The organism is Lentzea sp. NPDC058436 (assembly GCF_042721515.1).
Taxonomy (GTDB): domain Bacteria; phylum Actinomycetota; class Actinomycetes; order Mycobacteriales; family Pseudonocardiaceae; genus Lentzea.
This window is the reverse complement of record NZ_JBHXLF010000018.1, coordinates 20,826-33,232: the sequence shown is the minus strand read 5'-3', so window position 1 is coordinate 33,232 and position 12,407 is coordinate 20,826. Positions and strand designations below refer to the sequence as shown.

12 protein-coding genes are annotated in these 12,407 nt (G+C 70.3%); 6 read left to right on the top strand and 6 right to left on the bottom strand.

The window, feature by feature from the left end; genetic code table 11:
* Positions 1–176: 176 nt before the first annotated feature.
* Positions 177–1,100 carry a heme o synthase gene (locus tag ACFWN2_RS36810; RefSeq protein ID WP_382435181.1) on the top strand — a complete coding sequence of 308 codons (924 nt, stop codon included), beginning with the start codon at positions 177–179 and terminating at the stop codon, positions 1,098–1,100.
* A gap of 22 nt (positions 1,101–1,122) precedes the next feature.
* The gene (locus tag ACFWN2_RS36805) at positions 1,123–3,036 is read left to right on the top strand and encodes a hypothetical protein (protein ID WP_382435180.1); all 1,914 of its coding nucleotides are present in this window, start codon (positions 1,123–1,125) and stop codon (positions 3,034–3,036) included.
* Between the two features lie 18 nt (positions 3,037–3,054).
* Here the strand turns inward: ACFWN2_RS36805 and ACFWN2_RS36800 are convergent, their stop codons facing one another.
* From ACFWN2_RS36800 to ACFWN2_RS36790, 3 genes are read right to left on the bottom strand one after another with little or no spacing between them, the layout of a single operon-like run.
* On the bottom strand, positions 3,055–3,705 hold the full coding sequence (locus tag ACFWN2_RS36800; protein WP_382435279.1) for an HD family phosphohydrolase: 651 nt from the start codon (positions 3,703–3,705) through the stop codon (positions 3,055–3,057).
* Positions 3,706–3,755: 50 nt separating this feature from the next.
* Positions 3,756–4,403: a hypothetical protein gene (locus tag ACFWN2_RS36795; protein ID WP_382435179.1), complete on the bottom strand. Its 648-nt coding sequence runs from the start codon at positions 4,401–4,403 to the stop codon at positions 3,756–3,758.
* 6 nt (positions 4,404–4,409) lie between these two features.
* Positions 4,410–5,414 carry a hypothetical protein gene (locus ACFWN2_RS36790; RefSeq protein WP_382435178.1) on the bottom strand — a complete coding sequence of 335 codons (1,005 nt, stop codon included), beginning with the start codon at positions 5,412–5,414 and terminating at the stop codon, positions 4,410–4,412.
* A 354-nt stretch (positions 5,415–5,768) separates the two neighbouring features.
* Here ACFWN2_RS36790 and ACFWN2_RS36785 point away from each other — a divergent pair, with 354 nt between their 5' ends.
* Positions 5,769–6,296 carry an FKBP-type peptidyl-prolyl cis-trans isomerase gene (locus ACFWN2_RS36785; protein WP_382435177.1) on the top strand — a complete coding sequence of 176 codons (528 nt, stop codon included), beginning with the start codon at positions 5,769–5,771 and terminating at the stop codon, positions 6,294–6,296.
* Between the two features lie 80 nt (positions 6,297–6,376).
* Here the strand turns inward: ACFWN2_RS36785 and ACFWN2_RS36780 are convergent, their stop codons facing one another.
* Complete coding sequence (locus ACFWN2_RS36780; RefSeq protein WP_382435176.1) at positions 6,377–7,318, bottom strand: quinone oxidoreductase family protein; 942 nt, start codon at positions 7,316–7,318, stop codon at positions 6,377–6,379.
* Between the two features lie 168 nt (positions 7,319–7,486).
* Between ACFWN2_RS36780 and ACFWN2_RS36775 the strand changes: the two genes are divergently transcribed.
* Entirely contained in the window at positions 7,487–8,275 is a 789-nt protein-coding gene (locus ACFWN2_RS36775) for a glycoside hydrolase family protein (protein WP_382435175.1), read from the top strand.
* Between the two features lie 44 nt (positions 8,276–8,319).
* Here the strand turns inward: ACFWN2_RS36775 and ACFWN2_RS36770 are convergent, their stop codons facing one another.
* Positions 8,320–9,906: a DUF885 domain-containing protein gene (locus tag ACFWN2_RS36770; protein ID WP_382435174.1), complete on the bottom strand. Its 1,587-nt coding sequence runs from the start codon at positions 9,904–9,906 to the stop codon at positions 8,320–8,322.
* Between the two features lie 36 nt (positions 9,907–9,942).
* Here ACFWN2_RS36770 and ACFWN2_RS36765 point away from each other — a divergent pair, with 36 nt between their 5' ends.
* Positions 9,943–10,233 carry a hypothetical protein gene (locus ACFWN2_RS36765; protein WP_382435173.1) on the top strand — a complete coding sequence of 97 codons (291 nt, stop codon included), beginning with the start codon at positions 9,943–9,945 and terminating at the stop codon, positions 10,231–10,233.
* Positions 10,230–11,078 carry a RimK family alpha-L-glutamate ligase gene (locus ACFWN2_RS36760; protein WP_382435172.1) on the top strand — a complete coding sequence of 283 codons (849 nt, stop codon included), beginning with the start codon at positions 10,230–10,232 and terminating at the stop codon, positions 11,076–11,078. The genes ACFWN2_RS36765 and ACFWN2_RS36760 overlap by 4 nt, the downstream gene beginning before the upstream one ends.
* On the opposite strand, the gene ACFWN2_RS36755 is transcribed toward ACFWN2_RS36760, so the two are convergent.
* The gene (locus ACFWN2_RS36755; RefSeq protein WP_382435171.1) at positions 11,067–12,362 is read right to left on the bottom strand and encodes a PLP-dependent aminotransferase family protein; all 1,296 of its coding nucleotides are present in this window, start codon (positions 12,360–12,362) and stop codon (positions 11,067–11,069) included. The two genes, ACFWN2_RS36760 and ACFWN2_RS36755, sit on opposite strands and share 12 nt — an antisense overlap.
* Positions 12,363–12,407: the final 45 nt, after the last annotated feature.

The window sequence follows — 12,407 nt, the reverse complement described above, 5'->3', positions numbered from 1 at the left end:
GTCTCTCCCACGTCCTCCGGCCAGCCTAGTCCCGGAAGATTCAGATGGTGCTCCCAAAGCTCCCAGGCACATGTGTGGCGGGGCACACCAGCACCCGAACGGGCTGTGAATTCTTCCCGTGGTTACCATCAGTCGCTGGTTTTCCCACCACTTGCAACACGAGGAGCGTTCACGCGATGAGTGCCGTCCTCGAGGCCCCTCAGCGGTCGCCTCGTCAGGTTGTTGGCGCCTATGTGGCACTCACCAAGCCGCGGGTCATCGAGCTCCTGCTGATCACCACGATCCCCGCGATGCTCCTCGCCCAGCACGGCCTGCCGCCTCTGTGGCTGATCGCGTGCACTCTCACCGGCGGTACCCTCGCCGCGGGGTCGGCAAACGCCCTCAACTGCTTCGTGGACGCCGACATCGACTCGGTCATGAAGCGCACGGCGTCCCGCCCGCTCGCGCACAACGCCATTCCCCCGCGCAACGCCCTGATCTTCGGCGTGGTGCTCGGAATCGTCTCGTTCGCGTTCCTGTGGATCTTCGTCAACCTGATGTCGGCCGTGTTCGCCGTCGCGACGATCCTCTTCTACATCTTCGTCTACACGCTGGTGCTCAAGCGCCGCACCTCCCAGAACATCATCTGGGGCGGCATGGCGGGCTGCATGCCGGTCATCATCGGCTGGAGCGCGGTGACGGGCACCGTCGAGTGGCCGGCGCTGGTCATGTTCGGCGTCATCTTCTTCTGGACGCCGCCGCACACCTGGGCCCTCGCGATGAAGTTCAAGGAGGACTACGCCCGAGCAGGCGTGCCGATGCTGCCCGTGGTGGCCACAGCTCAGCAGGTGACGCGGCAGATCGTGATCTACAGCTGGATCACCGTCGTCTGCACGCTCGCCCTGGCCCCGGTCACCTCGTGGATCTACGTGGCGATCGCCGCGCTGTCCGGCGTGTGGTTCGCCGTCTTCGCGCACAAGTTGCACAACGTCGTGCGTCGTGGCGGCTCCACGAACACCATGAAGTTCTTCCACATGTCGAACCTCTACCTGATGCTCGTGTTCTGCGGTCTCGCCGTGGACGCCGTGGTCGGGTTGCCGGTGCTTGGCTGGCCGTTCTAGCTGCACCTCCAGGCGTACGGCTGTGGCGCCCGTTGAGTTCACCGTCACCGGTGGTGAAGGTTCGCCACTGGACTTCGTCGCGGCCCTGACGCCCGCCACCTCGCTGGTCGTGATCACCGATCCTGGTGGCTGGGCGCAGGTCAGCGCGGGCCTGCCGGTCGCCGCGGCCGGGGCTTCGGCGGTGCCGACCCAGGTGCGGGTGCTGCGGTGCGCCGTCCTCGACCTCCGGCACTTCCCGTCGGCCTCCTCGCTGCCCTCGCTCGCGGACGTGCCCGGCGACGTGGTGGCGTTGCACGACACGCGGGCCTGGGACTCGGCACCGGTGGTCGCGTCGTTGCGCGGCCTCGGACGGCCGCTCGTCCTCTTCACCGCCATCCACACGTGGGTGTCCGGTGTGGACACCGCGTCGGTGCTGATCGGCTGGAGCTCACCGCACGCGGTGCTCGCCGTGCCGCGCGGCGCGGGCTCGGTGCGCGTCGAGGACGCCGTCTGGCAGTTCCGGGAGCTGGAGCGGCGCCGGGCGATGACCTACACCGCGCTGCCCGCGCCGCCTCCCGTGGTCGTGGACCGGACCGTGACCGTCCTGGTCGCGCATCCCGGTGCGACCGAGGGCATCGCCGGGGCGCTGCGGCCCGGCGGCGAGTACGAGGTGTGGACGCGCGTCGGGCCCGGTCCGGTGCTGCCCGCCGACCTGGAGCTGCGGGTCGTTCTCGCGATGAACGGCCGTGACGTGCAGTCGGAGTCGTTCGTGCTGCCCGCCGACGGGGCGTCGCCGTGGGTGAGCTTCCCGGTGACGACGCCCTACGCGGCCGTGCCGTGGACCGGTGAGCTGGTCGTCTACCGCGGGGCCGTGCCGGTGCACGTGCAGCAGGTCGTGCTGCCGGTCGGGGGCGGCGAGTCGCGGGTGCGGCCGAGGGTGCGGCTGTCCCGGACGTTCGCCGACCTCGGGCCGTTGTCGTCACGGGCGGGGTCGGTTCTGGTGCTCGGCGAGCGGGCGCTGGTCTGCGCGGGCGGCGCCCCGTGGTGGACGAGCCTTCCGGACGGCGCAGCGCTGCCTCCCGTGACCGGCCTGGATCCCTGGTACGGCAAGGGTTTCCCGGCGTACTGCGAGGACCTCGCCACGTTCGCCGTCCGGGGTGCCGCGCTGCACGGGCTGCTGTTCGGGGACGGCCCGGTGATCCGGCGCGGCGGGGCGGTCGCGGTGGTGGGCCCGGCGCGCGTGCCGTGGGCGCAGGTCTACGAGCTGCCGTTCGCCGACGGCCCGTACCGGCTGTGCGCGTCCGTGTCGCGGTTCGGTCCGTTCGGTGCCGGGGGAGAGGTGCCGCCGCTGTGCCCGGAACCGGACCACAGCGGGAACGTGTTGTGCCCCTTCGGGTTCTGGGGCCTGTCGCGGGTGCTGGAACAGCCGGCGGGACCGCTCGCGTGGCAGGTCGCGCCGGCCGACCGGCAGGTCGGGGTCGCCGTGGCCGTTGATCCCGACCTGGACCGGACGCTCACCCAGCGGCACGTGGCCGAGCTGATGTCGTTCCTGCCGCCGCACATGTTCTCGTCCGCCTACCTCAGCCCGTCAGAGCTCGCGCGCGCGTTGGCGGAGGAGCGTGCGGACGTCATGCACCTCGTCTACGGCGAGGGCGCCCTGGAGGCCGTGGAGATCACCGGCTGGCCCCACCGGCCGTTGGTCGTGACGACGTTCCCGGCCGCGCACCTCGTGGACGCGTTCGTGAACGAGGCGGGCGCCGCGGGCGTCCTCTGCCCGGAGGTGGCCGTCGACCAGGGCATGGCGGGGTGGGTCAGCGGCATGCTGCTGGCCAGGCTCGCCGGGGGCATGCCCGTGGGCGAGGCGGTGCGGCGCACGCGCTGGGAGATGCTCGGCCGCGGCAACGTGCTGGGACTGGCGCTGGCGGTGCACGCCGGTGCCGACCTGCGCCTCAGGTAGACCTTTGGACAGACGTGCTCAGAACGCCACCTTGGTCAGCAGGTCCTCGACGCACGGGTCGTCGAGCGACTCGACGATGCACTTCCACAGCAGGAGGTTCGTCTCGGCCCACTTCGTGTAGGTCGCGGCGGCCTCGGCGTCGTAGAAGTAGTAGCCCTCGTCGGCTTTGCCCACCTGCTCGCCCACGATCTTGTGCGCGAGCTCGCGCAACGTGATGCCGTTCTCCTGCAGGTACTTGTGCGCGAGGACGACCGGTGTGACCGGAAGTGCCTTGAACAGCGTGTCCGCGTCGGACAGCGCCTGCGCCTCCAGCGAGATGTCGCGCGAGCGGGTGCGCATCTCGGCTTCGAGCACGATCCGTTCGACCCACTCGATGTCGCCCAGCGAGACGCCGGCGACGAAGAGGGTCTTGCGGCGCAGGGCCGCGCCGTCCGTCGGCAGCGAGTTGCGGCGGACCATGTAGTTCAGGTCGTGCACCAGTGCCGCGACCTCCACGACGTCGCGTGCGGCGCCGTTGCGTTCGGCGAAGTGCACGGACTTGTCGCGGACGAAGCTCACGTGGTGCCAGCCGTGGAACTGCAGCTTGGCGGCCAGGTCCTCGCAGAGCCGCTTCACCCGGTGCTCCACGTCCGCTATGACAGACCTCGGAATCCTTGTGCGCGTGCGCATCATCAGCCCTCCCGGACAGGTGGGCTGATGGTAGGCGTGCCGCGGAGGCTTTAGAGGTGGTTCGTGAGTTCCTCCAGCCTGTCCTCGACGGGCACGTGCCGGTGGCTGATGCCGGTGTCGGGGTCGTAGCTGAGGCTCCACGGGTTCACGGCACGGGACTTGACCAGGAACGTCTTGGTCCCGTCCGCCGCGCGCGGGATGCGGTGGAACTCGTGCGCGAGCAACGTGCCGGTGGTGCCCTCGGCGCACTGGGTGCGGTTCGTGAGCTCCGTGCCGACGATCGTGCGGCCACCGATGCCGAGCCGGGCGTCGAAGCGTTCGTGCAGGTAGGCGCCGCTCAGGATGGTGGTGCAGAAGTGGTAGCGGTGGTTGTGCACCGAGTCCGCGTAGCCCGCGCGCCAGTCGGCCAGCGGCTTGTACTCGTGCAGCCAGAACGTGAACGGCTCGTTCGCCTCGTCTCTCAGGCACCACGCGAAGTGCGTCGTCGTCTCGCGCGAGCGCGAGATCACCCAGGTCGCTTCCTGGGGTGTGAGGCCGTCGATGTGCGCGCGCAGTTCTTTGCGCAGCTCGGGCCTGGCCGCCCAGTCGGTGAACCACGTGCCGACGTCGGCCCAGTGGTCGACCACGGGGAATTCGGCGCGCTTCACCCGGGCGGCGAGCTCCTCGAGCGCGGACAACCCGGTGAACTCGGCTAGCAAGATCGATCAGCTCCTCAACTGAGCGGATGCGGAGAATTCGCGACGGAATGCGTGGAACTTGCCTTCGAGTTCCGTGAAACCGTCAGGGGAGAGCACCTCGCCCGTGATCTTCTCGAACAACGCCAGGAAGTCGTCGCGAGTGGTGGCCGGCGTGATGGCGAAGTGGTAGCCGGCCCTGGAATTGCTGATGCGCAGGAACTCCGCGCGTTCCATCGCGTAAAGGAACGAACTCTCGGTGAACCTGAGCGTGCGCGGATAGGGCCTGAGCACTCCCGCGGTGTTGCTGTAGAGCGTGAGCCACGCCGAGTCGTCGAACAACTCAAGGCGGTCGAGCGGCGGATCCGAAACGATGGTGACGTCGATCCGCGTGCATCGGCTGCGCGCGGCGAAGAGGCCGACGAGCCCTATGCCGATCTGTTCCTTGAGCCGTTCCTGGATCTGCTCGTAGTCGCCGTCCGCGCCCTCGTTGCGCAGGAGGTACCGCGCCCGGCCGCTGATCGCGTTGTCGTCGCGCGGGTCGGCCAGCACGGCCCTGAGCTCGCACTCCGTCTGGCTGAGCAGCACTCTTCCCGCGGCGTAGCGCCCGGCGAACCCGCGGAAGCAGTACAGCCGCGTCCGTTCCAGGTCCTGCATCATCAGCTGGTTGAACTCGGGGTCCGGCTTGGCCGTCGGCTCGAACACGTGACTGGGGAAGAACTCGCGGTCGAGCGCCCGATACTCCTCGGTCAGCTCTTTGAGGGCCTTGCGGCTCTCCTCGATGACCGGGGCGAGCAACGCCTTCTGCGCGGCTTTCGACGTGATGAGCGTCTGCGTGAAGCTCACCACCGCCGAAATGAGCGTGCCCGTACCCAGTGCGGTCAGCAGGTTTCTCGCTGCACCGGAATCCATTTGACTGGAAATGGCCAGCGACGCACCCGACGTCACGACGAGTATGAGGAGGAGCAACCCGGTCCGAGTCCAGAACAACTCCTGGATCAGGTTGCTGCGGATGCCTCCGGCCTCCGCGGACACGTGTCCCCACCTCCTGGGTCACCAGATTGGTCGCTACCCGAACGGACGAATGCGGTCGGTGTCCGATCAAGTGCGCGGAGTTACTGTACGCGTCGGTCAAAAGATAAGGAAGCTGCTATTCGTGCGACATTCACGACCGGAATAAGCGCCCTTGAGACCAGTGGCCGGACCGCACTCGTGCGCTTCGGTGACGCCCTGTCGCCGACACCCGCCGACGAGTCGGATGAGGGTGACCCACCCACCCGAACGCACCCACTTGCTCCGCTCGGCCGGTCACCGCGCTGGTCCGCCAGGCCGAGCTGTCAGGCGGCCTGCTACACGCCGCTCACACCCGTCCGAATACGCTCACCCACCATGCGTAACGTCCTGCTCATCGCTTCCGTCGCGCTCGCGGCGGCCACCGGCCTCACCGGCTGCGCGGGCTCGGCCCAGCCCTCGGCGGGCGGGTCGTCGACCGCGCCCACCACCCCCTGCAAGGCCGAGGACTTCAAGGTCACCGGCGACTTCGGTGCGGCGCCCAAGGTCGAGATCCCCGCCTGCAAGCCCACCGACGAGCTGATCGTCAAGGACCTGGTGCCCGGCAGCGGCGCCGAGGTGACGGCGGGCACGACGGCCACCGTCAACTACCAGCTCACCACGTTCTCCGACAAGAAGATCCTCGACAGCTCGTTCGAGCGCGGCGCGCCGTTCGACGTCGAGAACGTCGGCCAGGCGCCGGTCATCGACGGCTGGAACGAGGGCATCGTCGGGCTCAAGGAGAAGGGCCGCCGCCTGCTGGTGGTGCCGCCTGCCAAGGGCTACGGCCAGGGCGGTCAGGGCATCAAGGCGAACGAGACGCTCGTCTTCGTCATCGACGGCGTGAAGGTCACCCCCGCCGCCTGATCCCGTGACACGACAACGCCCCCGACCGCATCCGGTCGGGGGCGTTTCTCATGCGGCGGGAGCGGCTCGCGGGGCCGTTCTCACGGCAGGAGCAGCAGCTTGCCGGTCGTCTTCCGCGACTGCAGGTCCGTGTGCGCCTGAGCCGCCTCCTCCAGCTTGTACCGGCCACCGATCCGGATGTTGAGCTCCCCGGACGCGATCGCGGTGAACAGGTCGGTGGCCCGCCCCTCGAACTCCTCGCGGGTGAGCGTGTACCAGCCGGTCGCCGGCCGCGTCAGGAACACCGACCCGGCCGCGTTGAGCCGCTGCGGGTCGACCGGCGGCACCGGCCCGGACGAGGCACCGAACAGCGCCAGCAGGCCGCGCGGCTTCAGCGACGCCAGCGACTGGTCGAACGTGTCGGCGCCCACGCCGTCGTACACGACGTCGACCTTCTCGATCTGCGAGGCGAAGTCGCCGTACCGCAGCACCTGGTCGGCACCGGCCTCGCGGGCCAGCGCCTCCTTCTCGTCCGTAGACACTGTGGCGATGACCGTGGCGCCCTTGGACTTCGCCCACTGCGTCAGCAGCAACCCGACACCACCGGCGGCCGCGTGCACCAGCACCCGGTCGCCCTCCTTCACGACGTACGTCGAGTGGATCAGGTAGTGCGCGGTGATGCCCTGCAGCAGCGAGGCGGCGGCGAGCTCGACGTCCAGCCCGTCCGGCACCCGCACGGCCGCGGCGGCCGGCACCACGGCCTCGGACGCGTAGCTGCCGAGCACGGACATCCACGCGACCTTGTCCCCGGCGGCGAACTCGGGGGAGTTGCTGACGACGACCTCGCCCGCGCCCTCCAGCCCGAGGGTGAAGGGCTGCGGGATCGGGTAGAGGCCGCTGCGCTGGTACGTGTCGATGTAGTTGACGCCCGCCGCGGCCACCTTCACCAGCAGTTCGCCGTCACCGGGCACGGGCGACGGGACGTCGGTGTGCTCCAGCACCTCCGGACCGCCGGTCGAACGCACCACCACTGCCTTGGGCATCTGTCCTCCTTGATCGACTCAACCGTGCTCAACCCCGGCCGCGACCCCGATGTTCCCCGTTCCAGCGACTGGGAACAGCTCCAGCATGGGCGCGTTCGACCGGTCCCGCTCGTCACTTGCGGTGTTCCCGTAGCGACACGGCGCGCAGGCCGCTGCTACGACCGAACCATGCGAAAAACGACCCTGCTGCTGATCGCATGTCTGCTCCTCATGGGAGCGGTTCCATCCCACGCCGCCTCCGCCAAGAAGGGCGTGAACGCGGCCGACGACCCCGGCCCCGCCGGCGCCGCCATGACCGCCCTGGACTCCCGCTGGTACTACACCTGGGCCTCGGACCGCCGGGGGATCCAGAGCAACGCCGAGTTCGTCCCGATGATCTGGGGCGCGGGCAACGTCACCGACGCCGACCTGAACAAGGCGAAGGCCAACGGCCGCCAGCTGCTCGGGTTCAACGAACCGGACATGGCGGGCCAGGCGAACATGACCGTCGAACGCGCCCTCGACCTGTGGCCGCGCCTGCAGAGCACCGGCCTGAGGCTCGGCGCGCCCGGCGTCGCGTTCGGCGGTGACGTCGCGGGCGGCTGGCTCGACCGGTTCATGGCCGGGGCGAAGGCGCGCAACCTCCGCGTCGACTTCATCCCGATCCACTGGTACGGCCAGGACTTCTCCTCGGCGGCCACCGGACACCTGGAGTCCTACCTCCGCAACGTCTACAACCGCTACAAGAAACCCATCTGGCTCACCGAGTACGCGTTGATCGACTGGCGCTCCGGCCGCGCCGTCTACCCGAGCCAGCAACAGCAGACCGCGTTCATCACGGCGTCGACCAGGATGCTCGACGGACTGTCCTTCGTGGAGCGGTACTCGTGGTTCACCCTGTCCACGAAGACCAGCCCCACGGGACTGTCCACCGGCACGGCTCTGACGGCGGCGGGCAACGCCTACCGAGCCGCTTGACGGTGTGGTCGGGGAACGCCGGCGACTTCCCCGACCACACCCGGCTAGTCCTCGCCCAGCGCGACCCGGCGCGCGAGCCCCAGCGGCAGCGCGCCGGACCCCGCGATCCTGTCGTGGAAGTCGCGCAACGACCCCAGCCCCGCCGCCAGGTACTCCTCGCGGATCAGGTCGATCTCCAACGCCCCGGTCAGGTACGACGGCGCCTGTGTCGGCCACGCGCAGTACCGCCTCACCTCGCCCGCGGCCGTGCCCGGCGTCAGTGCCGTGCGCGCCACCATGAACTCCTCGGCCTCCGCCGGGGTCATGTCGCCGCAGTGCAGCGCCGTGTCGACGATCATCCGCGCCGCCCGGAACAGCCGCGCCTCGACGTGGCCCATCAACGCGCCCTTGGTCGTGTAGTAGCCGACCGTGCGCAGCAGCTTCTCCGAGTACAGCGCCCAGCCCTCGGAGAAGTACGACGTCCTGAACACCTTGCGCAGCGGGTGCGCGTCGCCCTGCGCCGCCAGCCACGCCGAGTGCCAGTGGTGGCCGGGGTAGGCCTCGTGCACCGAGATCGTCGGCAGTTGCGAGCGCGCGTTGGTGCGCAGGCGGTGCGTGACCTGTTCGTCCGTCGCGCCGTCCGGGGTGAACGGCACGAAGAAGTAGCCGGTCCGCTTCGAGGTCATCGGTGCCGGGCCGAGGTAGCTCGCCACCGACATGACGGCTCGCTGGAACGGCGGCGACGGCACCACCCGGCAGTCCTCGCCCTCGGGCATCGTGACCAGCGAGTGCTCGATCAGCGCGGCGCGCGCCCTGGACGTCTCCGCCTCGTACTCGGCGCGCATCGCCTCCAGCGTCGGCGGGTGGTCGTCCTGCAACGAGGTCATCACCGCGCGCCAGTCCCGCGTGCCCGCGAGCTCGACCAGCTCGGCCTCCAGCGCCGCGTAGGCGTCCTGCCCGCGCTGGTGCAGCTCCGGCGCGCCGTAGCCGAGCAACTCCTTGTCCTGCAACACGGCCGAGTAGAGCTTCTCGCCCATCCGCCAGTCGCCGGACGCCCGCAGCGCCAGGTCCTCCAGGAACACCGCGTGCCGGTCGAACGCGTCCGCAGCGGGTCCGGCCGCCTCGACGAGCGTCGCGCGCCGTTCGGGGGTCGACACCTGCAACGGCAGCTGCTCCAGCAGGAACGCGCGGCCCGTCCGCACCTGGCCGAGCGTGCGCAGCACGACCAGCGACGACGCCAGGGACGGGTCGAGGTTCGCCTCGGCTGCCGCGAGGACCGACGGCACCTCGCGCAGCTTGGCGACGGTCGACGTGACGAGGTCGGCCTCGGGCAGCAACCCGTGCAGGAACGGCCCCAGCAGCCCGAAGAAGATCACGCCGGAGTACTCGTGGGGGTCGCGCCGCCAGCTCGGCCACGTCTCCGCCGCCGAGGCCCCGCGCAGCACCGACACGGCGAGGTCGCGGTCCACCGAGCCGGGCAGCGCCTCCAGCCGCGTGAGCCAGCCCTCCTTCTCCCTGGCCCGCTGCTCGTACGCGGCCGAGGAGAAGTCCCCGAACGTCGAGTAGTGCGGGAGCGAGCCGACTCCCGCGGCGTGCGCGGGATGGTGGTCGAAGTACCACGAGAGGAACGTCGTCAGCGTGTCGGTGGTCACCCGGCTGAAGTTACCCGCTGGTTTTACAGTGTGGGGGTGTCTGATCAAACCATTCAGAAGCGCATCGCCGAGTTCGTGAAGGCCCACGGCAAGAAGGACACGCCGGTCAGGGCCGTGATCGAGCCGATCGGCCGGGCCGGCGCGCGGATCGTGCTGGTCGGCGCGGACGGCGCCATGGGCGACGTGATGACGAAGGACGTCGAGTCCGCCACCAACGCCGTCGAGGCCGCGGACGACGTCGAGCAGTCCGAATGGGACCGCGAGACCACCGCCGCCACCAAGATCGGCCCCGGCCACCGCCGCAAGATGGCCAAGATGCAGTCATGAGGGTCGTGCTCGCCTCCTGCTCACGGCTGCCGGAAGGAGACGGCGACGAGGAAGGTCTCGTGGCCGCTCTGGAGCGCGACGGCGTGGACGTCGTCTGGCAGCCGTGGGGCGGTGAGGTCGAGGCCGATCTCGTGGTCCTGCGCACCACCTGGGACTACCCGGACCACCTGGACGAGTTCCTGACGTGGTGCACCGGTGTTGCGGCGCTCGCGAACCCGTTGCCGGTGATCCGCTGGAACATCGACAAGTCCTACATGGCCGAACTCGCCGCGCACGGCGTCGCCGTCGTCCCCACCGCCGTCGTGCGGCCGGGGGAGGAGCCGGTGTTCCCCTCTGGTGAGTTCGTGGTGAAGCCGGCGGTGGGCGCGGGGTCGCGCGGCGCCGGACGGTTCACCGACCACGCCGAGGCCCGTGCGCACCTGGAAGCCCTGGGCGTGAAGGCTCTCGTGCAGCCCTACCAGTCCAGTGTGGACGCCCATGGCGAGACGGCGCTGGTGTTCTTCGCCGGCGAGTACTCCCACTCGTTCCACAAAGGACCGATGCTGGCGCAGGGCCTCGCCGAGGCGGAGTCCGGCCTCTACGTCGAGGAACGGCTGGGCAGCATCGAACCGTCCGCGCGGGAGGTCGAGCTCGCGAACCAGGTGCTCGACGTGACCGCCTCGCTGCTTTCGTTGCGGCGCAGTGACTTTCTTTACGCCCGCGTGGACGTCGTCACCGGCCCCGCGGGCGAACCGTTGCTGCTCGAACTGGAGCTGACCGAGCCGTCGCTGGGCTTCAAGCTCACGACCGACGACGCCGCGTCGCGGTTCAGCAAGGTGATCCAGGCGGCCGCTTCAGGCGCCTAGCTCGGGTGTGCCGCGGGCGATGCGCGCCAGCACGTCCAGCGCCGCGCCCAGCTGCTCGATCGGCGGAGAGGCGAGCGCGAGCCGCACGGCGTTCGGCGCGGCACCGACCGCGAACGCCGCCGCGGGCGTGACGGCGATCCCCTCGCGTGCCGCCGCGGCGACGAACGTGTCGGCCCGCCACGGCGGCGGCAGCTCCCACCAGCAGTGGTAGGCACGCGGATCGGCCCGCACGTCCAGCTTCCCGGCGACGAGCCGCTGGCGTGCCATCGCGTCCGCGCGCTTGGCCCGCTGCACGACGGCGGCCGTGCCGTCCGCGATGTGGTGCGCGGCAACGTCCGTGGCGAACCGGGAGGCCGTCCACCCGCCACCCCGCACGGCCGCGGCGACGTCGTCGAAGAGCCGGTCCGGCGGCACGACGAAGCCGAGCGTCAGTCCCGGCGCGATCCGCTTGGACAGGCTGTCGACCAGCACCGTGCGGTCCGGGGCGAGCGCGGCCAGCGGGGGTTCGTCGGCCAGGAACGTGTAGACGGCGTCTTCGATGATCGGGACGTCCAGTTCCTCCGCCACCGCAACGACTTCCTCGCGCCGGTGTGCGGGCATCGTGACGCCCAGCGGGTTGTGCAGCACGGGCTGGAGGTAGACCGCCCGCACCGCCGCCGCCCGCAGCGAGTCCGGCACGACGCCGTGCTCGTCCATCTCCAGCGGTACCAGCGTGATCCCGAGCCGGGCGCAGATCGTGCGCACCACCGGGTACGTGAGCGCCTCGACCCCGAGCCGCCCGCCCACGGGGACCAGCGCCGCGATCGTCGCCGCCAGCGACTGCTTCCCGTTGCCGGTGAACAGGATCCGCGACGGCGAGGGCCGCCACCCGGTGCGGTGGAGCAGCTCGGCGGCAGCGGTCCTCGCGGCCGCGGTCCCCGTCACCCCACCCGGCCGCAACGCCTCCGCCAGCACGTCCGGGCGCAGCATCGAGGCCAGACTCGCCGACAGCAGCGCGGCCTGCTCGGGCAGCACCGGGAAGTTCAGCTGGAGGTCGACGGGCGCGCCGCCGGGATCGGCGAGAGCGGGCTCCTGCACCGCCGCGCGCACGAACGTCCCCCGCCCGACCTCACCGACGACCAGCCCGCGCCGCGCCAGTTCGCCGTACACCCGAGCAGCGGTGGACGAGGCGATGCGCCGCCGCCGGGCGAACGCGCGTTGCGGAGGCAGCCGGTCACCGGGCCGCAACCGCCCAGCAGCGATTTCCGCGGCCACGGCGTCGGCGATCCGCCGGTAGTCGTCCACCGCACCCCCATTGCACCGAGAGCAATGTTTCGATTGTACCGAGCA